Below are 24,053 nucleotides of genomic sequence, written 5' to 3' on the forward strand. Positions count from 1 at the left end.
CTTAGTGACAGGACGAGCCGCCCGCGGACCCGGCGGGACGGAGCGTAGTGGTGGTAGCGGGTTCGGCAGTCGGCATCCGCGCAAGGCGAAGCGCGTTGGCAACCACCGATACTGAACTCAGGCTCATCGCCAGCGCGGCGATCATCGGGCTGAGCAGCAAGCCGAAGGCCGGGTACAACACGCCTGCGGCCACCGGCACGCCGATGGCGTTGTAGAGGAAGGCGAAGCCGAGGTTCTGCTTCATGTTGGCGACGGTTTCTTCGGAAATCGCCCGCGCCTGCAGGATCCGCCGCAGGTCGCCCTTGACCAGAGTCACCTGCGCACTGGACATGGCCACGTCGGTGCCGGTGCCCATTGCGATGCCGACATCGGCGGCGGCCAGCGCCGGCGCGTCGTTGATACCGTCGCCGGCCATCGCCACCCGCTTGCCCTGCGCCTTCAATGCCTGCACCAATTCCGCCTTGTCCTGCGGCTTGACGTTGCCGCGCACGTCGTCGATACCGAGCGTGCGGCCGACCGCTTCCGCGGTGGCTTGCGCGTCGCCCGAGGCCATGACGATATGCAGGCCCGCGGCGCGCAATTCGTTGAGCGCCGGCAGCGTGGTCGGCTTGACCGGATCAGCCACGGCGATGGCGCCGGCCAGGCGACCGCCGGAAGCCAGGTACATCACGCTCGCGCCCTGCCCGCGCAAACGTTCCACTGCATCGGCCAACGGCGCGACGTCGGCGCCAACGGATGCCATCAGCGCCTGGTTGCCGAGGACCATATCTTGGCCTTCGACGCGACCGCGCACGCCCTGCCCCGTCACTGAGTCGAAATCTTCGGCTGGCGTCAGCGTAACGCCACGACGCCGGGCTTCGGCGACGATCGCCTCGGCCAACGGATGTTCGCTGCCCTGCTCCAGACTGGCCGCCCATTGCAGCACTTGGTCGGCATTGAAGCCGTCCATAGTCAGGCTGTCCTGGAACGCCGGTTTGCCTTCGGTCAACGTACCGGTCTTGTCGACGACCAACGTATCGATCCTGCGCAGGTTCTCGATCGCTTCCGCATCGCGGAACAGCACGCCGGCGTGCGCGGCGCGACCGGTGGCGACCATGATCGACATCGGCGTGGCCAGTCCCAGCGCGCACGGACAGGCGATGATCAGCACCGACACGGCGTTGAGCACAGCATAGGTCCACGACGGCTCCGGTCCGAACAGGCCCCAGCCGAAGAACGTCGCCAAGGCCACGCCGAATACCGCCAACACGAACCAGAACGCGACCTTGTCGGCCATGCGCTGCATCGGTGCGCGCGAACGCTGCGCCTGCGTGACCAGTTGCACAATCTGCGCCAGCACGGTGTCAGAACCGATCTTCTCTGCGCGAATCACCAGGCTGCCGGTGCCATTGATCGTGGCGCCGATCACGCGGCTGTCTGCGGTTTTTTCCACCGGGATTGGCTCGCCGGTCAGCATCGATTCGTCGAGGTTCGAGCGCCCTTCCAGCACGACGCCATCGACCGGCACCTTCTCGCCCGGACGCACGCGCAGGCGGTCGCCGACATGCACGTGTTCGAGCGGCACGTCTTCTTCATCGCCACGATCGTTGATGCGTCGTGCGGTCTTCGGCGCCAATCCCAGCAATGCCTTGATCGCGGCCGAGGTCTTCGAACGTGCGCGCAATTCCAGCAACTGGCCCAACAGGGTCAGCGACACGATCACCGCTGCCGCTTCGAAATACACGCCGACGCGGCCGTGTTCGCGGAAGGAATCCGGGAAGACGCCGGGCACGAGCGTCGCCACCACGCTGTAGCCGAAGGCAGCGGCCACTCCCACGCCGATCAACGTGAACATGTTCGGGCTGCGGTTGCGGATCGACTGTACGCAGCGTTCGAAGAACGGCCAGCCGGCCCACAACACGACCGGCGCACTCAACGCGAGTTCCAGCCAAGTGCGCGCCTGCGTGGACAGGCCGGGGATGCGATGGCCGAACATGGCCAGTACCAGCACGACCACGCTGAGCGGCAGTGACCACCAAAAGCGATGACTGAAATCGCTCAGCTCAGGATTCTCTTCCTCGTCCAGGCTGGGCATTTCAGGTTCCAGCGCCATGCCGCAGATCGGACACGTGCCCGGCCCTTCCTGGCGGATTTGCGGATGCATGGGGCAGATATAGATCGTGCCCTTCGGCATCGCTGCCGGCACCTCGGGTTTCGGTGCAAGGTACTTGGCCGGTTCGGCGACGAACTTCTCGCGGCAACGCGCCGAACAGAAGTGATATTCGTTGCCCGCGTGACTGGCGTGGTGCGGCGTAGTGGCGGGGTCGACCTGCATGCCGCAGACCGGATCGGTCAGCGGATCCGCATTCGCGGCATCGGGTTTCTTGCTGGAACAACAGCCGTGCGCCGCATCGTGGTCGTGGTGCGCGGCCGGCGCCGGCGCGGTCGCCTTCGCATCGGACGAACAGCAGCCCTGTCCCGCGGCGTGGTGATGATGGTGGGGATGTTTGGAAGGATCAGGCGTGTTCATGTGTTTCCCCGACGAGCGCATTTAGGATGGGGCAACCCTGCAGTTCCCCGTGACCCGGACAGGCATCGACCAGGCTAACCAGGCCGTCGCGCAGGCGGGTCAGTTCCGCCAGCTTGGCTTCGACGCCGGCCAGCCGCGCTTGCGCGGCCTGCCTGACCTGGGCCATGTCGGAAGTACGGTCGCCCGACAGGCTCAGCAGATCGCCGATGTCGGCCAGGGTGAAACCGAGCGCCTTGGCGCGCTGGATGAACTGCAGTCGCGCCACGTCGTCCTGGCCGTAGTTGCGGTAGCGCGATTCCAGGCGCGCCGGCGATGGCAGGACGCCTTCCCGTTCGTAATAGCGGATGGTGTCCGGCGTGACGCCGGCCTGTTTCGCGAGTTGTCCGATATGCATGTCCCGGCTCCAAGGTCAGGCGTGGCGGATTTCCGCAGCCTCAATGACGCCGTCATGATTGCGGTCGATGCGGTCTCGGCACTTGGCCTGGCATGCTGCCGACATCTGCGGATTGTCGGTTTCGGCCGCCTCAAGGAGACCATCGCGATTGACATCGCGCTGGGCGAACTGGTGCTTCAAGAGGCGGGCCTGTTCGCCGGCCTTTTGATCGCACGTGGCAAGATGGATTTCGTGCGGCGTGGACTGACCCATGGCCAACGTGGTGAGGGGCGCCAGAGACAGCAAGCCGGCGCTGATTGCAAAGATGTGGGAAGCTATTTTCATGATCTGTCTCCAGCGACAAGTTCTGGAAGAATTCGGTTTTTCAGCTAGGTGACCCTGGCTGACAAGGCCAGCTTGCACTTTGGAGTTACCTCCAAGGTCAAGCGTTTTGTCTCGGATTCAGGAAAATATTTCGCCTTCATTCATGCAGGGATGTCCTAAGGCAAGATGGGCATCAATGCTGGGCGAAAGCCTGTGTGCTGCCATCACGGGCAACCTGCTCCACGGTGTACGGCTCCGTTCGCCCGTCCGGCAGTTCCATGCCCGGCGAACCGGCCGGCATGCCGGGAAGCACCAGTCCCTTCACGTCGGGCTTCCGCACCAGCAACCGCTTGATGTCTTCCGCCGGCACGTGGCCTTCGATGAAGTAGCCCGCCACTTCCGCGGTGTGGCACGACCCCTTGCCATACGGCACCCCAAGACGCTGTTTGATCGGGGTGACGTCGTTCTGGTTGTCCACCTGCACCGTGAATCCGGCTTGTCGCATGTGTTCGACCCATTGGTTGCAGCAACCGCAAGTGGGACTCTTGTGCACCAGTACCACTGGCAATGTTGGCGTGGCCGTTGCCTGCACCTCAGGCGATATGCGGGTACCTTCGGCGACGGTTGCAACCGGCTTGGCGCAGGCCGCCAGGGCAGTGCCGCCTAACAACACCAGGATCGGAAAAGCGTGACGAATCAACATGGCGGCTTCCTCAGCGTTTGGGTCGCGATGACCAATGGATGTGGACGATGCGCCAGCCCTGCGTCCCACGCTTGAGCACCATGGTCTCGGTACTGAGCAGGGTCAGGGGCTTGCCATCCTTGCTGGCATGCAATTCGCTTTCGCTGCCGACCCAAGCCAGTTCGCCCACCGCCTTTGCCGTGCGTTGCTTCAGCTGTACATGCGCGCCTTTCAGGAATTCCGCATCGTGCTTGGCATGCCCATCCAGGTATTCGGTCCTGGAGCGCTCGGCACCACCGCTTTCCAAGATCAGCACATCATCGGCCAACCAATTGCCGGCGCGTTTCAGGTCGCCAGCCTGCAATGCACTCGAGAAGGCTTCCACGACAGCGACAGCAGGCTTCGCTTCGGCGGCGATGGCGGGCTCGCTGGCCTTCGCATGCTGCGCGGGATCATGGGCTTGCGCGGCGAACGGCAGGGCCAGCAAGGTCAGGAAAACGATTCGATGGATCATGAGACTAATGCTCCGGTCAGTGTTGGTGATCGTGTCCATCGCTGGCCGGTTTGGTTTCGGGCATGTCCATGCCGGCATGCGGGTCGACGACCGCCGGCTTGGCTGTCGCAGAGACAGCCGGCTTGGCGGCAGGAGCAGCGGCGTGGACGTGCTCCTTGCCATCGGCATGGGTATGCACTTGGCCGCCGGCCGGTGCTTTGGTGTTCTTCGGCGCGTCGTCGTGCGGTGGCGTGCCCGGAGGATGCGGGTGCGGCTTCGCCTCGCTCATCGGCATGCCGGCCATCTCGTCGTGCCCCTCGCCTTCGGCATGCTCATGCTCCTCGCCCTCCTCCGCATGCGAATGGCCGCCGCTCTCGCCACCACCATGCGAGTGCCCTCCGCTGCTGGCGACCAAGGTTTCGTATCCCGCCTTGTTGAGCTTCGGCAATTCCTGCAGGAAGGCGGCCATGTTCCAGATGTATTCGTCATTCATGCTCTTGCCCCACGCCGGCATGCCGCTGGCCTTGATGCCGTGCTTGATCACCCAGAACGCTTCGGCTGCATCGACCGATTCCTTTGCGAGATTGGGCGGCGTCGGGTACAGGCCCTTGCTCAGTTCGGTTTCCTGCATGCCCGGGCCGAGATGGCAACCCGTGCACATGGCGTTGTAGTTACCGGCGCCTTGGCGAATGCGTGCCGGGTCATTGAGGTTGGCCGGCAGTTGCAGCTTGTGCGCGCGGGTGTCGATCGAGCGCTCGCGCAGCGTTTGCAGCACCGCATACACGGGCTTGGTGTGTGTGTCGTCGGCGCCGATGTTGTAGATGCCCGACCAGACGAAACCGGCCGTCCCCACGAGGGCGACACCGGACAGGAGGCTCATAGCGAGCAGGGACTTTCGTGTTACGAACGGCATGGTGATCTCCCCAATCAGAACCAGATGCGGATGCCCGCCACAAAGCGGGTGTCGTTGACGTCTTCACCTTCTTCACGGCGCAAATCCGCGGTGCGGCCGAAGGCTCGTTCATGGACTACTCCGAGGTAAGGCGCGAATTGCCGGGTGAACTCGTAGCGCAGGCGCACGCCGGCTTCGGCGGTGCTCAGGCCGGAACCGATGCCGCGGCGCGCGTCGTTCTTGCCGTAGACATTGACTTCAATCAGCGGCTGCAGGATCAGCCGGTTGGTCAGCAACGTTTCGTACTCAGCTTCCAGGCGCGCACCGGTTTGCCCGGATTGGCCGATGTAGGCCGTGGCCTCGACTTCGAACTTGTATGGCGCCAGGCCCTGCACGCCGATCGCGACGAAGTTCTGCGAATCGCCGGGCTTGAAGTCGTGGCGCATGCCGGCGACCACGTCCCACCAGGTCGAAACGCTGCGCCCGTAAAGCACTTCCAGATCGGCCGACTCGGTACGCCCATCGACCCGCTCGCCTTCGCTGCGCCACCACAGGCGGTCCAGGTCTGTGCCGATCCAGCCTTGTCCTTCCCAAGCCTGCCCCTTGCCCGGATCGGCATTCCAGCCTTCCAGGCGATTGAGTAGCGTATAGCTGTGGATGGCATTATCGAGGTGTTCCATGTGCTTGGAGGGCGGCATGGCGGCAGCGCGGTCGGCTTCGATGATCGGCGGAATCGGCGTGCGCGGCTCGCCAGGTGCCATCTCCATGTCGCCGTGCTGCATGCCGGGCATGGCTTCCATCGACATGCCGGCCATGTCATGCCCCATGCCAGCGTGGTCCATCGGCGGTGCGATTTCGGCGGGGGGCTCCGGCATCGCATGGTCCATCTTGGAATGATCCATCGGCATCGCGGCAGGTTTGGCTGCCGTGGCCGGTGCCATCGGGTGCCCGGCATGGGGATCCGCAACCGCAGGCTTGGCGGCTATTTTCGGCGCCGGCTCGGCTACTGGCTGCTTCTTCGCCGTCGGCTTGGTTTCGGTCGACGGCGACATCGGCATGGCCATCTTCGAATGGTCCATTTCCTGCGCCCCGGCGGGCAGTGCCGTTGCCAGCGCGATGCCCAGCAGTGAGGTCTTCAAGGCATTCATGCGACGCCCTCCCCTACCTGCACGGCCCGCATCATGCCTGCCTCCATGTGATAGAGCAGGTGGCAGTGGTAAGCCCACAGGCCCAATGCATCGGCACGCACGCGGTAACTACGCTTGCTGCCTGGCGGCATGTCCACGGTGTGCTTGCGCACCATGAAGTTGCCGGCGGCGTCTTCCACATCGCTCCACATGCCGTGCAGATGGATCGGATGGGTCATCATGGTGTCGTTGACCAACACGATGCGTACGCGCTCGCCGTAGTTGAGCCGCAATGGCGTCACCTCGGAGAACTTCTGCCCGTTGAAGCCCCAGGCGAACTTCTCCATGTGCCCGGTCAGGTGCAGTTGGATCTCTCGACCGGGATCGCGGCCATCCGGATCCTCGAACGTGCTCTTGAGCATCGAATAACTAAGCACGGTGCGGCCGTTGTCGCGCAGGCCGTTGCCCGGATCGTCGAGGCGCGAGCTGACGGTCATCGCCTGGTTGTCGAGCAGCGGGTTGCGCGTTTCGCTGGCCGGGTGTGTGACCATGCTCCCGGGGTCCATGTCCGCCATCGCGCCGCCTTTCATGCCGGCCATGTCATGACCCGCGTCCGGATCGGCATTGGCCGGCTTCGACTCCTGCGTCATCGCGCCGTGGTCCATGCCGGCCATGCCCATGTTGGCGCCGCAGCTCATTTCCATGCCCTTGCCGCCGGACATATCCATGCCGCCCATGCTTCCATGATCCATTCCCATGTCCTGCATGGTCAGCAACGGGCGCGGATCGATCGCCGGGACCGGTGCGCGCAGGCCTTCGCGCACCGCCAGCGTGCCGCTCACGTAACCGGTGCGGCCCATATCCTGGGCAAAGATCGTGAAGGCATCCTGCCCCGACGGCTCGACGATCACATCAAAGGTCTCAGCCACCGCGATGCGGAATTCGTCCACAGTCACTGGATGCACGTATTGCCCATCGGCGGCGACCACGGTCATCTTCAGACCCGGGATGCGCACGTCGAAATAAGTCATCGCCGAACCGTTGATGAAACGCAGCCGCACCTTTTCCCCGCTGCGGAACAGACCGGTCCAATTGCCCAACGCCGTGGTGCCGTTCATCAGATAGGTGTAGGTGTTCGCGTTGACGTCCGACAGGTCAGTCGGCGACATGCGCATCTGCCCCCACATCTTGCGATCCTCGACCGTGGCGGCCACGCCATCGCGCTTTGCATCGTTGAAGAAGTCCCCGACGGTGCGCATGTAGTAGTTGTCGTACATCGACATCTTCTTCAGCCGCGCGAACAGCCGTGTCGGATCCATGTCGGTCCAGTCGGACAGCATGACCACGTAGTCTCGATCGTAGGCGAAGGGTTCCGGTGCGATCGGATCGATGATCAGCGGCCCGTACAAGCCGGCCTGTTCCTGGAACGCCGAATGGCTGTGGTACCAGTAGGTACCGCCCTGGTTGACCGTAAAACGGTATTGATACGCCTCGCCACGGGCGATGCCGTTGAAACTCAGCCCTGGCACGCCGTCCATGTTGGCCGGCAGGATGATGCCGTGCCAATGGATCGAGGTTTCATTGCCGTGGATCGAGCCGGTGGGTAACGCGTTCGCCACGCGCAGGTTCACCGTGGTGCCTTCACGCCAGCGCAGGATCGGTGCCGGCAGCGAGCCGTTCACAGTGATCGCCGGCCGCACACGCCCGGTGAAGTCCATCGGGGTTTCGCCGATGGTCAGATCGAAGTCGGTGCCGGCCAGGACGTTGGCGTTGCCGGGGCCTTTCAGCGCCCAGCTGTTCTTGGGCCACAACCCCAACCCCAGCGCCGCACCACCGGCGGCCAGACCTTGCACGAAGCGGCGGCGCGATGGCTGGAATGCGCCATCTGCCGTCCAGCCGAATTTTTCGGAAAACATGGAAACTCCATCAACGCGTCCAGAGGATCCGGTGTTAAGACCGGAACAGCCTGCGATCCCATGCGGTTCACAGCACGGTAAAACACACGCAAGCGAAGGGGCGCCGCAGGCGCCTTGGGACACTTAGCCGATGGGAGGTCGGACCAGATGCGGCAACGTGGGATCCGCGTGACGGAGGGACAGCGGACGGACCACGTCCGAGTGCAGCGGGCCCACGCCAAAGGCGGCCACGGTCATGAGTGCAGCCGCAACGGCCTGCGTACAGGCGCATCGGCAGACACTGGACTTGCAGCAATCCGGGGTCGAGTGCTTGGTTTTTTGCGCCTGTTCAGCAGGCAGCGCTCCGACAGTATTCGACGAGGAGCGTTCTGCCGTCATCTGCGCCATGTCGTGGCAGGGCGAACTACTCGACATCGCCACAGTCATCGGGTGTGATCGGGTCTGTCCCGTCGACACGCTATCCGGTGAAGCGCCAGGCATCAGTATGACGGACGCAGCTGCCGTCCCTGCCCCATTCAGGATCAGGGCAACGATCAGCATCACGCGCAACAGGGCAGACCGCAACGTCATTCAAATACTCTACCCCAGTCTGGCAGTGCGGGCCAGTCACATCCAGACACGAGCAGTCTGGAGTTCACTTCCAGGTTATCGAAGTGTTACGTCGCCGAACGGAGTTCGTTCTCGCCTTTCTCGTACTGGTTGATTCGAGGGCTCGCTGCTGTGGGTCAATATTGGTAGGCGAGCTGCGGCGACTCCCCCTTCGCACCTACCCGGCGAGTGAGCTGGGCTTGAATGGCGACACTCGCAGACGTGGACGTCATCGAAGTTCCTTGGCCGAAGCAGTGTTGGGAAGTACAACGCGATGCCCAGTCAATGTCGATCGAAGGTCTGCATTGACGCCTGTCCTGGACAGTGTACGAGCCGGAATGCCTGGTTGATGCGTCCGTGGACGTCACGAGGACTCGACGTCCACAGCCGCCAAGGGTTTGTGCCGGGGGAGCGACAGGGAAATCGCGGCGGCGAGCCCTACCAGCACTGCCGAGATCCACAGGCACGCCGCCAAGCCCGCCACCTGGAATATCCACCCGGACAGCACGGTACCCAACAATCGGCCAAGCGCATTGGCCATGTAATAGAAGCCTACGTCGAGGGAAACGCCGTCTTCGCTGGCGTAGCTGACGATCAGGTAGCTGTGCAGCGAAGAGTTGATCGCGAACAGCACCCCGAATACCAGCAAGCCAACGACCAGGATCGTCTGTACGGACTCCTCACGCGCCAGCAGCATCGCCATCACCGCCGGCACGAGCGCCAGGATCGCCGCGCATACGAAAGCCGAGCGTCCGTCTGGCACCTTGCCGCTGCGCTTGCCGGTGAAATACGGCACCACCGACTGCACGATGCCGTAGCCGATGATCCATACGGCCAGAAAGCCACCGACCTGCCAGAAATCCCAGCCCAGCGTCTGCGCCAGGAACACCGGCAGCGCGACCACGAACCATACGTCGCGGGCACCGAACAGGAATAGCCGTGCTGCCGACAGCAAGTTGATCGCCCGGCTCTTGGAGAAGATGTCGCGGAACTTCGGCTTGTGCTTTGCCTTGCCCAGGTCGCGCTTGAGCAACGCCAGGCTCAACAGCCATACGATCAGCAGCACGCCGGCCATCAGCGCCACCGCCGGCGCAAACCCCATCGTGGTCAGCATGGCGCCGCCGAGGAAGAAGCCGATGCCCTTGAGCGCGTTCTTCGAGCCGGTCAGCGCCGCCACCCAGCGGAACAGGGCCCCCTGCTGATCGCCCGGCACCAGCAGCTTGATGCTGCTCTTGGCGCTCATCTTGTTGAGGTCCTTGGCGATGCCCGACAGCGCCTGCGCCGACATCACCCAGGGCACGGTCAGCCATGCGCCGGGCACCAGCAACATCGACAGGGCCACGACCTGCAGGGCCAAGCCGATGTTCATCGTCCGGTTGAGGCCGATCCGCGCGCCCAGCCAGCCGCCGACCAGATTGGTGACGACGCCGAAGATCTCGTAGAACAGGAACAGCAGCGCTACCTGCAACGGCGAGTAGCCCAACTGGTGGAAGTGCAGCACCACCAGCATGCGCAATGCACCGTCGGTCAAAGTGAAGGCCCAGTAGTTGCCCGTGATCAACAGGTACTGGCGAACATCGGGCGACAGGCGGGACAACATGGACTTACCCTGCCTGACCCACCAACTGGACCAACTCGGCGGTACGGTTCACGTAGCCCCATTCGTTGTCGTACCAAGCGTAGATCTTCACCTGGGTGCCATTGATCACCATCGTCGACAACGCGTCGACGATGCTGGAGCGCGGGTCGGTCTGGAAATCGATTGATACCAACGGCTGGGTTTCGTAACCCAGGATGCCGTTGAGCTCGCCCTCGGCGGCGGCCTGCAAAAACGCGTTGACTTCCTCGACCGTGGTCGGCCGCTCGACCTCGAACACGCAGTCCGTCAGCGAGGCATTGGTCAGCGGCACGCGCACGGCATGACCGTTCAACCGCCCCTTCAGTTCGGGGAATATCTCGGCGATCGCGGTGGCCGAGCCGGTCGAAGTCGGGATCAGGCTGCTGCCACAGGCCCGAGCGCGGCGCAGGTCCTTGTGGGGCGCATCGACGATGACCTGAGTGTTGGTCAGGCTGTGGATCGTGGTCAGGCTGCCATGGCGGATGCCCAGCTTTTCGTGGATCACCTTGACCACCGGCGCGAGGCAATTGGTCGTGCACGAGGCAGCCGAGACGATGCGGTGCTGGGCCGGATCGAAGCGCTGCTGGTTCACGCCCATGACGATGTCGAGCGCGCCGGCCGACTTGACCGGTGCAGTGACGACCACACGCTTCACGCCCTGGTCGAGGTAGGGCCGCAGCACGTCGGGTTTGCGGAACTTGCCCGAGGCCTCGATGACCACATCGCAGCCGGACCAATCGGTGGCGGCGATGTCCTTGTTGCGGGCCACCGGGATACGGACGCCATCGATCACGAGGGCATCGCCATCGGCGATCGCCTCGTGCTGCCAGCGGCCATGGATCGAATCGAAGTTCAGCAGGTGCGCCAGGGTGGCCGCGTCACCGGCCGGGTCGTTGATCTGAACGAAGGAAAGCGCGGGATTGCCCCAGGCGGCGCGCAGGGTCAGGCGCCCCATGCGACCAAAGCCGTTGATGCCGATGCGTAGAGTCATGGTGGCGTGCAGTCGAAAGGAAGACGAAAGGTATCAGGTGGACGCCGTGCCGATCTCGCGGACGCGGGTCTCCAGCACCAGGCGATCGAGGGCTTCGACCTTCAGCGCCATCAGCAACGCGATCCGGTGCTGCAACAGATGAAGTGCATTGGTGAAGGCGCGGCGCACCTGGTCCTCGGTGCCGGTGACTTCGGCCGGATCCGGGACGCCCCAATGCGCGGTGATCGGCTGGCCGGGCCACACCGGGCACGTCTCGCTGGCGGCACGATCGCATACGGTGATGACGATATCCATCTGCGGCGCATCCGGTTCGGCAAACTCGTCCCAGGCCTTGCTACGCAGGCTGTCGGTCGACAATCCGACGTCCTGCAATACCTTCAAGGTCATCGGATGGATCTGGCCGCGCGGCTGGCTGCCGGCGCTGTAGGCATTGAATCGTGTCTTGCCCAGTTGGTTGGCCAAGGCTTCGCCCATGATGCTGCGGGCGGAATTGCCGGTGCACAGGAACAGGAGGTTGTAGCGACGGCTCATGACAGGGTCTCGGGGTTGGGCAAATCAGGGGCGCGCTTCGTACCACGCCTTGGAGGCGGTCACGATGCGTACGACGGACAACATGACGGGAACCTCGACCAGCACGCCGACGACGGTCGCCAGCGCCGCGCCGGAGTGGACGCCGAAGACGCTGACGGCGGTGGCCACGGCCAGTTCGAAGAAATTGCTGGCGCCGATCAATGCGGAAGGTCCGGCCACGCAATGGGCAACACCGAACTTGCGGTTGAGCCAGTAGGCCACCCCGGCGTTGAGATACACCTGGATCAGGATCGGCACGGCCAGCATGGCGATGATCAGCGGTTGTGCGACGATCTGCCGACCCTGGAAGCCGAACAACAGAACCAGCGTGACCAGCAAGGCGCCAAGCGAGACCGGCCCCAGTCGCTTCAGCAGGGCTTGCAGCGCCGCCTCGCCACCTCGCTGCAGGATCCAGCGACGCAGGACCGCGGCGATCAGCACGGGCACGATGATGTAGAGCTCCACCGACAGCAGCAGCGTCGACCATGGCACGGTGATCGACGAAATGCCCAGCAGCAAGCCCACAACCGGGGCGAAGGCGAACACCATGATCGCGTCGTTGAGCGCGACCTGGCTGAGGGTGAATTGCGGCTCGCCCTCGCACAGATTGCTCCAGACGAACACCATGGCCGTGCATGGCGCCGCGGCCAGCAGGATCAGCCCGGCGATATATGAATCCAACTGATCCGCCGGCAGATAACGGGCAAAGACGTGGCGGACGAAGAGCCAGCCCAGCAGCGCCATCGAGAACGGCTTGACCGCCCAGTTGACGAATACGGTGACGCCGATGCCTTTCCAGTGCTGCTTGACCTGTCCCATCGCGCCGAAGTCGATCTTCAGCAGCATCGGGATGATCATCAACCAGATCAGTACCGCGACCGGCAGGTTGACCTTGGCGATCTCCATCGCGCCCAGCGCGGCAAAGCCGTCGGGAAACAGGTAGCCCAGTCCGGTGCCGACGACGATGCACAAGGCCACCCACAAGGTCAGGTGGCGCTCGAAACCGCCCATGCGCCGGGAAAGCGGTACCGGTGAAGCGATCGTCTCGTTCATGCCGCGTCCTTCCTCCGGCGCGTGGGCTCGCACACCTGGCTTGGCAGGCAGTTCGTGGCACCGCCACAGCAGTTGCGGGTCAGGAAGGCGATCAAATTGGTCATGGCCTCGAAGTTGGCGCGATAGCGCTTGAAGCGACCGCGCGCCTCGCACTCGATCAAACCGGCACCACTGAGCTCCTTCAGGTGGAAGGTCAGCGTGGCGCCGGGCAGCGACAGGGTCTCGGCGATCTCGCCGGCCAACCGGCCTTGGGGACCTGCCTCGACCAGCAGGCGGAAGACCGATAGCCGGGTGGTCTGGCCCAAGGCGGCGAGCGAGAGGGTTGCGTCTTTGATTTCCATTTTTCTAAAATAATCGAATATACGAAGCGTAGCAACCCGCGATGACAGGAAAACGACAGCCTGGCTGGCACTGGCCTCACCTTCTCCTGCTGGCCGGCTTGCCGCTGGTGGCGATGGTCGCCATCCGCCTGCATTTGCCCACCACCGCAGTACTGTTCGGCTGGGTGCCTAGCTATTCCGCGGCACTGCGTGATCTCTTCGCTTTTGGCGCCTTGTTAGCTTCGACCAGCTTGACCAGCTCTTTCTTCTTGCGCAGGGACAGGCCGTTCCACTGCAGCAGAAGTTCAGCGAGCAGGTCGTCCTCGGTATAGAGAAAGGCCGGCGGGATGCCCAGCACCTCGGCTAGCCGCTTAGCCCGTTTGAGCTGGGGTTCGTGCTTGCCGCGCTCGTATTGATTGATTGTGGGAGAGGCCACGGCAGGATCCAAGCCGGCAAGCACACCGAGTTGCGTCTGCGACAGGCCTGAGCGCTCACGCGCCTGGGCCAGTCGTAGCGCAAAAACCGGGTATTTTGCCGTTCGAGTCGTCACTACCACCCCCTAAGGAAGCCTTAAGGATGGCGGAAGTGACCGGTTCTTGGATACTAAGTTATTCTTAGAGCCCCAACAACCACCTCTGCCCTACATGGCGTCGCCCGCCCCCGCCACCGTCGATGAACTCGGGCTAAGAGGATGCCTGTACCTATGGGCGCTATTGACTGGGCAGGAATACCGCCTACCGATCGCGCAGACCAAGCGGATGACCCTGGTAGCTATGGGGTACTTACAGGAGCGCGGCGTCATCGAAGTGCCTTGGCCAGAGGCACGCTGGGAACTAAAGCCCGATGCCCGGATCACGCCGATCGAAGGCTTGCAGTGGCATCTGTCCTGGGCCGTGTATGAGCCGGAGCGGTTGGTCGATGCGCTGGATGACTACTTCAACTCCCTGGAACGCGACGACTTTACGACGGCAGAACGATTGCGGCTTTGGACCGAACTGGGATCCGCCGAGGCCGAACGTTTCTTCGAGCAGCAACTGCTGAAGCATCGGTTCTCCGGTGAGTGGGCACAGGACATCGCGTTCGCCTATCGGGAAAGCGGAGTAGTACTAACGGTAGCCCAGTGGCGCTACTGTGCCTGGGCGGCAGTACGGCGTGGCGCTTCCATGGCCATGCAGCACGGACCCCAGGTGGATGGCCTGCGCGACACGATCTATCAGGAAATACGCCGACGTGCGACTTCAGTAGCGAGCGGCACGTGGGATGGCTGTTCGTTTCCGCCCTTTAACCCGCAACCTGAAAGCGCATTGGGTCGCGGCTTCGTTCATAGGCTGACGCGCTTGGGACAACTCTATTGGACAGGGTGGCCAAGTACAGAGGTGTTGATTGGCCACGGTCTCGAACATTGTCGTGTTTAACAGATGCTGCGGATCGTGACGGTTCTGTCCCACTCATTTCGCAACGCGTGGCTAGGTCATCCAAACTGCACAATCAACGCAAATCGATCCCCCGAATTATCAGCTGCAGCCGGGTGTTGCCGCGGTAACTTTGCGCATCCAGACAATAAGCAAACGTCACGCTGACTCCAACACTGACAGGAGGGTTCCCCTCTTTGTTGGCTCCAAACCAGACCGCATCGATGTCAGTTGCGCTGTTTGAGAGCCGTAACTTCAAGTGGGTTCCGTCGCCAATCAGGCGCATATCGTTCACGCGCCAAGTACCCATGAATATTGGCTGCTCGAATTCTCGGCCATAGGGCTCCAACGCCGACAACTCGCGTACATGATCTAAACCAGGTGCTTCGAGCAACCCGTCAACTAGCAGATACGGTGATGGCAGTTCTTCGCCATAGGCTTCTTTGACACACGTATCCCATGCATCAACCAAGGTGGGAATATCGCTTCGCTTCACCTTGAGCCCGCCCGCACCACGATGCCCGCCAGCGCTCAACAATAGGCCTGGCCAGCGTTGTTTAATTAATGTCAGCGCTTGCAGGACGTTAACGTGCGGCGTTGTTCGTATTGATCCGGTGGCAATGCTCTCGTCACTCGCAAGCGGCGATAGGCATATCGTTGGCAATCCGAACTGCTCCACCATTCGAGTGGCGGTAATACCGTGAACCCCTGCATGCGACCGTTCCCCCAGCCATAGACAGAGTCCGAGTCGCCCATCGCGGATACCGGCTTTAGCCAAAGGTTCTGCAATACTGCGCAGTGTCGCTTCAATGTCCTTTCGCTCGCGATTGTTGGAATCAAGTTCCTGGAGGATGCGGAATGCCTCCTCCTCGCTGGTGGCACACAGAAACTCCACCCCCAGCATGGCATCGGTTAGCCGGCCTCTAGCATTTATGCGTGTCGCGATCTGAAATGCAATATCGGCAGCTGTCCAGTCCCCTTCCTTCTTTAGCAAGCGGCGCATAGCTTGCCAACAAGGTCGCGGCTTCGAATTCATCAAACGGAGCCCGCGCTGCACGATCATTCGATTGTTTAGCGAGTACGCAAGAGACGACGCGTCCGCAATGGTCCCAACCGCGCAATAATCTAGAAGATCAGAGACACGTGGCGATTCCGGGGTTAAAGACCCACGCTCAATTAACAGCTCGCGAGTAGCCGCCATGACCAGCAATGCGGTATGGCAACCGGCTATCGCCTTATCTGGAAATTTGCTATCGCGCCGCACCGGGTTCACCACGGCATGAGCTGATTGCGGCGGCCCTTCTTCGGGAATGCCGTGATGATCCGTCACCACGACGGAATGGCCAGCAGCGACCAACCGGGAGATTCGCATCTCATCGGTACTCCCCTGATCCGCCGTAATAATGCACGTGCTTGGCGGAAGCTGAGGGAGCATGCGATCGACTAGCGCATCGCTGAGGCCGTACCCCTCGATCATCTTATGCGAGAGAAAACTATAGATTCGGCCAACCGGATACCCCATCGCCACTAGAGCGTTTTTGAGAATCGCGTGGGAAGTGGCGCCATCAGCATCGTGATCAGTAACCAGAGCAATTGGTGTGTGCGCAGAGATTGCGTCGGCAAGGTGCCCGGAGGCCTTATCAATGTCGGGCAATGCGTGCGGCCCATCGATCTCGTTAGGCGATGGGATAATTAGGGAGCGAAGCTGCGAGAAGGAAACCCCATGTAATCGACCTGATATCACCCGCGCCTGCAACGGCGTATAGCCGAGACTAATGGCCTGCTCCTCCACAGGCTTATCGCGCGATCGATCCTTAAGCATCATGTTTGTGCTGTCTGTCATCGCCCAGGCTTTCCTGCAGAAGGCTTGATTGGGAAGACATTGCTGCCTGCCTTCCGACTCTTGACTGCAGAAATGTCACCCCCACAGAACAGGCAAGCTGAAGCCTCCTTGCATTCCTCTGCCAGAAGCGGGGTCAGCAAAGGCGTTATATCCGCGGAGCTGTGGTGAAACCGCCTATATATTTCGACATGATGCTGTCGAAGCGCTTGAACTTGACGTTGAGCCACAGCTAGTTCTTCTTGCAGCCGTTCGTTTTGAGCGCGGAACAGCGCAATCAATGCTTCGCCTGAAGTAGATCGGCGCCCTGCCTTCAACGATTTCAGCGTTTCCGCTACAACATGATCATAACGCCTTAGAGTCGTTCTCGATGCGGGCACACGTGCCGAAACCTCGCTCGCATTGAATACGTAGCCCTTCCCGAGCTTCGCCGCCTCATCCGCCAACTCATGAATTACCGTGCGAATGCGACCAGACAATTCTTCACCGCGAAGTTGTTTTCTCATTTCGCTACAACCTCGACTCCGAGCCCCATCTGCTCCAGCTTGAGGGTCGTATTACTGAAAATACGCAGGTAATGACTGAACATGGGAGACTCCGAAGGAATAACTTTCAGCGCCACCTGCGCCTCGCTACGAAGGCGTCTGATCTCAGCGACATGCCCAGAATTGTTGCGATCTACGATCAGATGCTCGCAAGCGCCACTATTCTCCTCACTATCTCCACCGCAGGTGAAACAGCTGAGATAGTGTGGGCACGGGTTCATTGCCCAATTTAGGGTACACAGACCGTGCGGCATGATGTTTATCATTCGCAGTGCACCCGCCAGATATTCCTCCGCTTGCTCTCTAGAGATATCCGCCAGACGCGAATATGTGTCGCTGATCTCGCCGACGATCACTCCGTCTCGCACGGCATTCCTTAAGCGTTCTGCTCGCTCTTCGCTCGACGTTTGGTCATATGTGGCATTCTGACCGACGTCCTTGCGACCAAAGATCAGAGCAATCTGCTGCTGACTAAGACCGCCTCGCTGATACTGTGTGTTGAGCCAGTGCCGCACGTCATGCCAAGTAAACTTGGCGATCTCGCCTGTCCTTGGATCTACAATCCCGAATCTCTGAAAAACACTAATCTTTGTTTTTCCATCATTTCGACTTAGCCACCGCGCCAAGTCGGTGACGGTGACCGCTAGAAAATCGCTAGTGCGAGAATTTCCACCCCGGCCGCGCCTGCGGAGCAGCAACGCCTCGTGAGCTTCCAGGTATGACTCTCCCCCTGGGCCTCTAATGAGGGCAAATGATCGTTTGAATTGGGCCTCCAGGCCTTCATCTCTAACCGGATTCGGATAAAACTCTCCTCGCAACTGCATTTCTCTGGCGTCTTGAATGATCGCTCGGACAGACGGATACAGCTTGTGTGTTGTGGTTCGCGCGCGCAGCTTGAATTGATTCTCGTTAATGAGTCGAGGATCGAAATTCCAACTGCGTATTTCCTTCCCCTTGCAGGTCATGGTGCGGAGCTCACCTGCGCGGGCGGCACGCTGCTCGGCCAGCATCCTTTCCAGGCTCATGTACGTCACGCCCAGTCTGCGACCTGCTTCAGACTTATTACCACCGCACTCCTCTAACGTGCCGATCGCATCGATCAGCTTCTTCTTGAACTTGTGCCAAACCGCATCGGGATTAATGAGCCGATTGGCTGGATCTGCGGTCCATTCGTGCGCGAATTTTGATGTGAAGTAGCATGCAGCCGCCTCATTGGAAGACACCTTAAGCCAATCGACTGGCTCATTCTCACGCTGTTGCGCGGCAAGCTTTCGCAAATCCTCGGTGGAAGATTTCAATGCGGAAACAGCGGCACGGATTGCCGGCACTAGACTGGGAGGCACCACCTTTGGAACGGGACGCCCTTTCTTCTCGGGGAAGTACAGCAATTGCAAGGCGCCATCGTGCTCGATGAGACAATTTTCCGGCAAATTCGCCAACTCGCCCACACGAAATCCGGCCCCGACATCGATAGTGAAAATCTGCAGATAGAAGCGATCGATGTCACTTATATCGTCTCTTGAATTGACAGCAATCAGGTCGCGTATGACCTCGTCTGGCATTAACTTTTCATGGCGACCTGCATCATTGCCCTTGCGCCCGTGCTTAGCTGGCTTCTTCATGCCGGAGACGTAGCTCAGTCTCGATCGCGTCCGCAAATTCAGCCACTTCGCGAACGTCGCGAGCACCTTGCATAGTCCGTATGCGCCCGCAGCTGCGCGATTCTTTCTGATCCGCCGTTCTGCAGCGTAGAAATCTTCGTTCTTGAGCGTGTCGAATGACCGTGCCCCGAGAACTTCCCCTAAAATTGCCACGACCGTTAAGCGGGCCTGAGCCGAACCTTCTCCAAGATTTCGTGTCATCCGTCCATGGAGAATCCAAATCTTGCATGCCGCCTTCAAGTTGGCATGAACGATCTTGTCAAAGTAGAGGTATCTGCTGATGCCATTGCCAGGACGTAACACCCATGAAATTACATTCCATTGATCCGATTCGAATGACGCTCCAGGCGGAATCAAGGCGAGCAAATGCGACCCCAACTCCGAAATTGAGGAATCCGCCGTGTGCTCATGCAGCCAACGAGAAAGTGCGGCCGACATCCTAATGCCCCTCTTCAATAGCCGTGATCACGTCTTTGATCCCGGCGTATACCTGTTCAAAATCCTTGCCCAATTTGCTGCGCTCTTTTCCAGCCTCGGCATGGCTCCATCGTTCATGTTCGCGCTGGACATACTTCATTGAAGCGCTGTGATCGCCATCCCGCCACGCTTGAAAATGTGGGCATCCTCCGTAGCACGCCCAAAACGGATGAGTTGGGCACGCCCCGCTGCTGCCACATGAGCCAACGACAGCGGGGGCGCCCGAGTGAAAATCGGGAACGAGAATTTGCTTCTCTCCTAACGCAGGTACAACCACGCCTTGAAAGAAGGCCGCATTAAGACCGGCGAATAGCCCGCCTAGTGCACGGTCTGCTCGCTCGATGGCAGGCAGCAACTCCGAAGCCACCGCATCAATGTAGGCCTGAGCCGATGTAGGATCATCGTGCTCGAAGATTGTCTGGATTTCGTCTCGAGGAGTACCCTGCATGGCAAGACGCGTTCCGCCGGTATGACGAACGCGCTTCGCTCCAAAAACAAGTACCTTTCCAGTCCTTGGACTGACGATATTGCTTTCAATACTCCATCGACGCAGCAATCTGGTCATGGTGCCCGTAGGTACCTGCCCATGCTCATGCCACTCCATCGGAAGTTCTAGACCGTATTGATCGCGCGAACCGATAGTGGTTGCATTTCGATTGTTGCCGCCTTGTTTTCTGCCTGGCACGACAATCAATCGGTCGAATTTTTCCTGTAGAGCCAAGAGTAATGGGCGGTCGCCCAATGCCTGTATCGATTTCCCCAGCGCCTCGCTTACAGGCCACAACTCGGCAACATCGCCCGTTTGCGCCTTTACCTTCGGAATTCTTAAAAAGTATTGCCAGCGTTGCCCCTTATAGGTGACCAAGGCATCTTTGCGCATACCAAGTAGTTGCAGTGGACGCTTATAGGTCTCAAAGAGAATCCAGCCAAAAACCCGGATAATGCATTCAACATCAGATTCATCACCTACGGGCATGGCCAATGCGCGTCGGGCCAGTTCCGACTCCCCCGACGTGTATGCCCCAGTCTCTGCATTCCAGGTCAGTACGTCCTGCATGCCCGCCGGTTGTGGCCACGCGACCCATTCGTCCATTTCCAGTGCGATAGCTGGGCTCGCTCCCGCCATTGATCGCTGAGCCATCTCCCTATAGAAGATTCGGAGCATTGTTCGAGCTTCTTTTGAAAGCAGCACCCACATTGCTGCCCATTCCTTGATGGACAGAGCGCCAAGCCCACCTGAAAGCTCTATCCCCAGACTGTTTGCCGCCATAACAAGGCCATGCAACATCCGATGCACGTGCTGCGCCCACGACGCGGATTTGGTTCGCAATTGCTCCAATGCAATAACTTGCAAAGGCTCAACAACAGCATTTGACAGTCCGCCCTGTCGCCAATCCAACCTCCTCGCTGAACCACCCAGGCTGAACCGCCAGACATCATCCGTTACGTCGATAAACACTGGGGCGTCTGGATTGAATTCATTGCGGACGAATTTGCGTCCGTCCGAACCTTCCCACAGGCCAGTTTCATGGTTCTGCATCATTGCAATGCCGTCCATGACCAGTTCTCATTTTCGGATCGCATCACTCCCTTCGCTCGGTCGGCTCGAGCACGTCTTGAATAGATCTCAAGGCTCTTTTCGCTCTCCCAGCCACCCCAGTACACAAGATCCTGCAGTTCCTGATTGGTCTTGGCGCGCAGGTACATCCGATTGAAGAAGGCGTGTCGTGCCAGATGCCAGTGGAAGTTGATGCCAGTTGCCGCCTTGATCGCGGACGCCACATCATTCGCAGTGCTGATAGAAAGCGGCTTACCGTTCGTTGCTACGATCAGGAATGGATGGGGAAGGACCCACCGATATACCTGGCGGCCATGCTCCTTGACCGAGGCGCGACGAAAGCGAGTCGTGTATTGGGCAATTAGATGCGGAAACCTGGTCTCCTTCCATAGAAAGCGAAGGTCGCGACTTAGGGTTTTTGGCCTTGGGGCATGCGCTCCTCTCGAGTCAATCACTCCGTCGTCACGCTCTTCGATCCTGACGACACTAATGTAGTTGCGACCCAACGCCGGACAGTCCTGGAGCCTCAGGCTTAGCACCTCACCAAGTCGCAAGCCGAACTCAATCGTCAATCTCCAAAGTAGATAGTCCCGCCATGCAATATCTTGGCCGACGTTCCTACTTCTATTTTCAGGTAATAGAAATTCTTCGATCCGCGCCAGTTCTTCGTCCGTCAGATCTGGCGCTACTCTCTTCTTCCGCGTCTTGATCCGTGTCCTTGTCCACTCGCGACCTTGCGAGTTGGCAAGAAGTTCGATTTGCATAACGCGTTCTGCGACTGCTGAATTCGATGTCGCATACTGAGTTATGAAATGCACACAGATTTGTCGGCAGAAGTGCAGGGTCTGGTTGTGTGTGGTTCTCGATTCAGGCGTGAGCCTTGCTTTCCCGTCCTCACCTAGCCGTACCCGCAACCAGGCCGAGAAAGCGGAGATCTGCGACGGCGCCAAGCCTTCACCACTCAGGAGTTGTGCATCCAAGTCAACGCCGCGCTCGTCAGCCCATGAGTACAAGCTTGCGATCCCGTATAGCGATCCTGACCTTGTCTTCTGCGAGTCGCTCTTCTGAGCGAGATGCGTTTCATAGATGGACGACGCGATCGGCAGTCGACCGGATTCGCGATGCATCAAGACGTACCGGCTGGTTGCGTCCTGATCCAGGAACGGAATCACCCTATACGCCAAGCTAACTCGGTCAGGCCTCAAAGTGAACACCTATGAAGTTTATATCATTGATATAAATAGACTTATCTATAAGTCCAATACATGCCGCGCCTAAGACGTTAACGAAAGTTGCGTAGAAGGGCAACCAGTCAATATCCCTCTCAGGATTTAGGGGGGCAAAGACCGATCTAGGGCAGGTCTAGGAGCTTTGACCCTAGAAGAAAGTGTCCAGATCCGCCCCCACCTAAGTCGGCGATGGTGCCGACGGCGACCAGGTCGAGCAGTGCAGTCAGATCGGGCCGGTTTTTCGGAGGAACGCGGCCATGGAGGTCCGCCGTCTGATGCTCGCGATCAGCGCCTGCCCTCGACTCGCTCGAAGGATGATCGCCATGAAGCCTGCGACGCAGCGCCAGCAGCACGTAGAACATCACCCCGACCCCGGCCAGCGCCTTGCTGGGGAAGCCGTCGCCGGCCAGGTTGGGATTGACGATGGCGTGCGCGGGCGGCAGCGCGGCGCCGGGCAGATGGTGGTCGGTGACCAGCACCTGCCAGCCCAGGGCGCGCGCCTGCGCGATGCCGGCATGGCAGGCGATGCCGTGGTCGACGGTGACCAGCAGGTCGGGCTTGAGCGCGGCCAGCTCGGACACCAGCGAGGGCGACAGTCCGTAGCCGTGGGTCACGCGATTGGGCACCGCGGGGGTGACGTGGCGCGCGCCGAGCAGGATCAGCCCGCGCACGGCGACCGCGCAGGCCGTGGCGCCATCGCAGTCGAAGTCGCCGACCACGACGATGTGCCGGTCCTGCGCGATGGCCTCGGCCAGCAGCGCCACCGCCGCGTCCATGCCGCCGAGCAGCTCCGGTGGATGCAGCTGGGCCAGGCGCGGTCGCGCCTGGGCTTCGGCCAGGGCACCGCGCCCGGCGTAGATCCGCTGCAGCAGCGGCGGCACGGCGTCCGACCACGGGCCGCCGGCGGCGACGCTGCGCCGGGAGATGCGGGTGGCCGGCCTCATGCGTCCAGGCGTGTCAGCGTGCGGCGCAGCAGGCGCCAGCGCTGGCCGGCGGTGAGCCTGAAGCGCGCGCCGTCCTGGAAGTCCAGCACCACGCGCGCCAGCTCGCCGCGGCGCAGCTCGGCCAGTAGCGGCGCCAGCACCTGGTCGGTGAACATCGCCGGCGACTTGAGATGGCGCAGGTCGACCAGCGCGTCGACGCCCTGTTCGAGGGCATCGAAGGTGCCGGCCTGGCGCGCCAGCGCCAGCAGCAGCTCGTCGCGGCTGCGCACCTGCCGATACGGCGTGGTGACCGCCTGCGGCAGCACGCCCGGACCCCAGAACCACAGCGCGTTGACCGCCGGCTTGCCCTGCGCGGCGCGCTGGGCGTTCCAGGGATGCTGGTGCAGCAGTACCTGGGCTTCGGTGAACAGCGCGCGCCAGCGGCGCCCGGCATCGCCATGCGGCAGATGGCCGAACAGGTCGTCTCCCAGCACCTGCTCGGGCGCGGCGAATTCGGGCAGCGGCGTGTCGCTGAGCAGGCGCAGATACCAGCGCGCGGGCGTCGGCGCGTCCAGCAGGAAGCCGGCATCGCCGAACAGCGGCTTGAGCGCCGGCAGCAGCGCATCGACGTCGGCCTGTTCCAGGCCCAGCGCGGGTCCATGCGCGAGCAGGCGCGCGCCGGTCATGTCCGGCGCCAGAAAGGCGGGATCTGCGCGCAGCCAGCGCGACTGGGCGGCATCGCCGGCGTCGAGCTGCCGGGTCAGCGCCGCGACCGGCCAGTGATCGGGGACCAGTTGGAAATGGCGGCGCAGTTGGGCGCGCTCGCCCGCCTCGCCCTGGTCGCGGTCGGCGCGGGCCAGGGCCTTGCCGGCCTGGGGCGGCAGCTCGCCGGCGAGCTGGGCACGCGCCGGCAGCAGCAAGGTCGCGGACGCCATGCTAGTGCGACGGACCA

General features: G+C 61.3%; 21 protein-coding genes and 1 pseudogene. 1 reads left to right on the forward strand and 21 read right to left on the reverse strand.

The annotated features are described in order from the left end of the window. Position 1: 1 nt before the first annotated feature. The 14 genes from WFQ05_RS03100 to WFQ05_RS03165 form a co-directional block, all read right to left on the reverse strand. Positions 2-2,509 carry a heavy metal translocating P-type ATPase gene (locus WFQ05_RS03100; protein ID WP_130522606.1) on the reverse strand — a complete coding sequence of 836 codons (2,508 nt, stop codon included), beginning with the start codon at positions 2,507-2,509 and terminating at the stop codon, positions 2-4. Continuing rightward, positions 2,496-2,903: a heavy metal-responsive transcriptional regulator gene (locus WFQ05_RS03105; RefSeq protein ID WP_130522607.1), complete on the reverse strand. Its 408-nt coding sequence runs from the start codon at positions 2,901-2,903 to the stop codon at positions 2,496-2,498. The genes WFQ05_RS03100 and WFQ05_RS03105 overlap by 14 nt, the downstream gene beginning before the upstream one ends. Positions 2,904-2,918: 15 nt before the next feature. Then, positions 2,919-3,227 (reverse strand): hypothetical protein, encoded by a 309-nt coding sequence (locus WFQ05_RS03110; protein ID WP_337052598.1) that lies wholly within the window; start codon positions 3,225-3,227, stop codon positions 2,919-2,921. A 172-nt stretch (positions 3,228-3,399) separates the two neighbouring features. Continuing rightward, entirely contained in the window at positions 3,400-3,909 is a 510-nt protein-coding gene (locus WFQ05_RS03115; RefSeq protein WP_130522609.1) for a DUF411 domain-containing protein, read from the reverse strand. 10 nt (positions 3,910-3,919) lie between these two features. Continuing rightward, positions 3,920-4,441, reverse strand: a complete 522-nt coding sequence (locus WFQ05_RS03120) for a nuclear transport factor 2 family protein (protein ID WP_234852501.1) — start codon at positions 4,439-4,441, stop codon at positions 3,920-3,922. Continuing rightward, positions 4,419-5,261, reverse strand: a complete 843-nt coding sequence (locus tag WFQ05_RS03125) for a cytochrome c (RefSeq protein WP_130522610.1) — start codon at positions 5,259-5,261, stop codon at positions 4,419-4,421. Before WFQ05_RS03125 ends, WFQ05_RS03120 begins: the two co-directional genes overlap by 23 nt. Positions 5,262-5,308: 47 nt before the next feature. After that, complete coding sequence (locus tag WFQ05_RS03130; RefSeq protein ID WP_130522611.1) at positions 5,309-6,421, reverse strand: copper resistance protein B; 1,113 nt, start codon at positions 6,419-6,421, stop codon at positions 5,309-5,311. Beyond that, a complete protein-coding gene (locus WFQ05_RS03135; RefSeq protein ID WP_130522612.1) occupies positions 6,418-8,316 on the reverse strand; it encodes a copper resistance system multicopper oxidase in 1,899 nt (632 codons plus the stop codon). The genes WFQ05_RS03130 and WFQ05_RS03135 overlap by 4 nt, the downstream gene beginning before the upstream one ends. Before the next feature lie 952 nt (positions 8,317-9,268). After that, a complete protein-coding gene (gene arsJ, locus WFQ05_RS03140) occupies positions 9,269-10,504 on the reverse strand; it encodes an organoarsenical effux MFS transporter ArsJ (RefSeq protein WP_130522613.1) in 1,236 nt (411 codons plus the stop codon). 4 nt (positions 10,505-10,508) lie between these two features. After that, on the reverse strand, positions 10,509-11,513 hold the full coding sequence (locus tag WFQ05_RS03145; protein ID WP_162456375.1) for an ArsJ-associated glyceraldehyde-3-phosphate dehydrogenase: 1,005 nt from the start codon (positions 11,511-11,513) through the stop codon (positions 10,509-10,511). A 33-nt stretch (positions 11,514-11,546) separates the two neighbouring features. Then, a complete protein-coding gene (locus WFQ05_RS03150; RefSeq protein ID WP_130522615.1) occupies positions 11,547-12,044 on the reverse strand; it encodes an arsenate reductase ArsC in 498 nt (165 codons plus the stop codon). A gap of 24 nt (positions 12,045-12,068) precedes the next feature. Further along, positions 12,069-13,094 (reverse strand): ACR3 family arsenite efflux transporter, encoded by a 1,026-nt coding sequence (gene arsB, locus WFQ05_RS03155; protein ID WP_130523041.1) that lies wholly within the window; start codon positions 13,092-13,094, stop codon positions 12,069-12,071. 38 nt (positions 13,095-13,132) lie between these two features. Next, positions 13,133-13,477 carry a helix-turn-helix domain-containing protein gene (locus tag WFQ05_RS03160; protein ID WP_130522616.1) on the reverse strand — a complete coding sequence of 115 codons (345 nt, stop codon included), beginning with the start codon at positions 13,475-13,477 and terminating at the stop codon, positions 13,133-13,135. Between the two features lie 172 nt (positions 13,478-13,649). Next, a complete protein-coding gene (locus WFQ05_RS03165) occupies positions 13,650-14,006 on the reverse strand; it encodes a helix-turn-helix transcriptional regulator (protein WP_130522617.1) in 357 nt (118 codons plus the stop codon). Positions 14,007-14,100: 94 nt separating this feature from the next. Here WFQ05_RS03165 and WFQ05_RS03170 point away from each other — a divergent pair, with 94 nt between their 5' ends. Next, positions 14,101-14,871, forward strand: a complete 771-nt coding sequence (locus WFQ05_RS03170; protein ID WP_130522618.1) for a hypothetical protein — start codon at positions 14,101-14,103, stop codon at positions 14,869-14,871. Between the two features lie 73 nt (positions 14,872-14,944). Here WFQ05_RS03170 and WFQ05_RS03175 read toward each other — a convergent pair whose 3' ends face one another. The 7 genes and pseudogenes from WFQ05_RS03175 to WFQ05_RS03205 form a co-directional block, all read right to left on the reverse strand. Next, on the reverse strand, positions 14,945-16,711 hold the full coding sequence (locus WFQ05_RS03175) for a DHH family phosphoesterase (RefSeq protein ID WP_130522619.1): 1,767 nt from the start codon (positions 16,709-16,711) through the stop codon (positions 14,945-14,947). After that, positions 16,708-17,214 (reverse strand): hypothetical protein, encoded by a 507-nt coding sequence (locus WFQ05_RS03180; RefSeq protein ID WP_130522620.1) that lies wholly within the window; start codon positions 17,212-17,214, stop codon positions 16,708-16,710. The genes WFQ05_RS03175 and WFQ05_RS03180 overlap by 4 nt, the downstream gene beginning before the upstream one ends. Beyond that, on the reverse strand, positions 17,211-19,352 hold the full coding sequence (locus tag WFQ05_RS03185; RefSeq protein WP_162456376.1) for a hypothetical protein: 2,142 nt from the start codon (positions 19,350-19,352) through the stop codon (positions 17,211-17,213). The genes WFQ05_RS03180 and WFQ05_RS03185 overlap by 4 nt, the downstream gene beginning before the upstream one ends. 1 nt (position 19,353) lies before the next feature. Beyond that, positions 19,354-20,949 carry a hypothetical protein gene (locus WFQ05_RS03190; RefSeq protein ID WP_162456377.1) on the reverse strand — a complete coding sequence of 532 codons (1,596 nt, stop codon included), beginning with the start codon at positions 20,947-20,949 and terminating at the stop codon, positions 19,354-19,356. Beyond that, the gene (locus WFQ05_RS03195) at positions 20,931-22,121 is read right to left on the reverse strand and encodes a tyrosine-type recombinase/integrase (protein WP_130522623.1); all 1,191 of its coding nucleotides are present in this window, start codon (positions 22,119-22,121) and stop codon (positions 20,931-20,933) included. The genes WFQ05_RS03190 and WFQ05_RS03195 overlap by 19 nt, the downstream gene beginning before the upstream one ends. A gap of 236 nt (positions 22,122-22,357) precedes the next feature. Then, a pseudogene (locus WFQ05_RS03200) lies at positions 22,358-23,122 on the reverse strand (DHH family phosphoesterase); the annotation flags it as partial. After that, positions 23,119-24,036, reverse strand: coding sequence for a phosphoglycerate mutase (locus WFQ05_RS03205; RefSeq protein ID WP_337052601.1), 918 nt, complete (start codon positions 24,034-24,036; stop codon positions 23,119-23,121). The gene WFQ05_RS03205 and the pseudogene WFQ05_RS03200, both read right to left, overlap by 4 nt. Positions 24,037-24,053: the final 17 nt, after the last annotated feature.

The organism is Pseudoxanthomonas sp. USHLN014 (genome assembly GCF_037153335.1).
Lineage (GTDB): Bacteria > Pseudomonadota > Gammaproteobacteria > Xanthomonadales > Xanthomonadaceae > Pseudoxanthomonas_A > Pseudoxanthomonas_A winnipegensis.

What these genes read in the sequence shown, in the direction of transcription:
- WFQ05_RS03100 (WP_130522606.1), bottom strand. Translation starts at nt 2,509, where the DNA reads ATGAACACGCCTGATCCTTCCAAACATCCCCACCATCATCACCACGCC.
- WFQ05_RS03105 (WP_130522607.1), bottom strand. Translation starts at nt 2,903, where the DNA reads ATGCATATCGGACAACTCGCGAAACAGGCCGGCGTCACGCCGGACACC.
- WFQ05_RS03110 (WP_337052598.1), bottom strand. Translation starts at nt 3,227, where the DNA reads ATGAAAATAGCTTCCCACATCTTTGCAATCAGCGCCGGCTTGCTGTCT.
- WFQ05_RS03115 (WP_130522609.1), bottom strand. Translation starts at nt 3,909, where the DNA reads ATGTTGATTCGTCACGCTTTTCCGATCCTGGTGTTGTTAGGCGGCACT.
- WFQ05_RS03120 (WP_234852501.1), bottom strand. Translation starts at nt 4,441, where the DNA reads ATGGACACGATCACCAACACTGACCGGAGCATTAGTCTCATGATCCAT.
- WFQ05_RS03125 (WP_130522610.1), bottom strand. Translation starts at nt 5,261, where the DNA reads ATGAGCCTCCTGTCCGGTGTCGCCCTCGTGGGGACGGCCGGTTTCGTC.
- WFQ05_RS03130 (WP_130522611.1), bottom strand. Translation starts at nt 6,421, where the DNA reads ATGAATGCCTTGAAGACCTCACTGCTGGGCATCGCGCTGGCAACGGCA.
- WFQ05_RS03135 (WP_130522612.1), bottom strand. Translation starts at nt 8,316, where the DNA reads ATGTTTTCCGAAAAATTCGGCTGGACGGCAGATGGCGCATTCCAGCCA.
- arsJ (WP_130522613.1), bottom strand. Translation starts at nt 10,504, where the DNA reads ATGTTGTCCCGCCTGTCGCCCGATGTTCGCCAGTACCTGTTGATCACG.
- WFQ05_RS03145 (WP_162456375.1), bottom strand. Translation starts at nt 11,513, where the DNA reads ATGACTCTACGCATCGGCATCAACGGCTTTGGTCGCATGGGGCGCCTG.
- WFQ05_RS03150 (WP_130522615.1), bottom strand. Translation starts at nt 12,044, where the DNA reads ATGAGCCGTCGCTACAACCTCCTGTTCCTGTGCACCGGCAATTCCGCC.
- arsB (WP_130523041.1), bottom strand. Translation starts at nt 13,094, where the DNA reads ATGGGCGGTTTCGAGCGCCACCTGACCTTGTGGGTGGCCTTGTGCATC.
- WFQ05_RS03160 (WP_130522616.1), bottom strand. Translation starts at nt 13,477, where the DNA reads ATGGAAATCAAAGACGCAACCCTCTCGCTCGCCGCCTTGGGCCAGACC.
- WFQ05_RS03170 (WP_130522618.1), top strand. Translation starts at nt 14,101, where the DNA reads ATGGCGTCGCCCGCCCCCGCCACCGTCGATGAACTCGGGCTAAGAGGA.
- WFQ05_RS03175 (WP_130522619.1), bottom strand. Translation starts at nt 16,711, where the DNA reads ATGACAGACAGCACAAACATGATGCTTAAGGATCGATCGCGCGATAAG.
- WFQ05_RS03180 (WP_130522620.1), bottom strand. Translation starts at nt 17,214, where the DNA reads ATGAGAAAACAACTTCGCGGTGAAGAATTGTCTGGTCGCATTCGCACG.
- WFQ05_RS03185 (WP_162456376.1), bottom strand. Translation starts at nt 19,352, where the DNA reads ATGTCGGCCGCACTTTCTCGTTGGCTGCATGAGCACACGGCGGATTCC.
- WFQ05_RS03190 (WP_162456377.1), bottom strand. Translation starts at nt 20,949, where the DNA reads ATGGACGGCATTGCAATGATGCAGAACCATGAAACTGGCCTGTGGGAA.
- WFQ05_RS03205 (WP_337052601.1), bottom strand. Translation starts at nt 24,036, where the DNA reads ATGGCGTCCGCGACCTTGCTGCTGCCGGCGCGTGCCCAGCTCGCCGGC.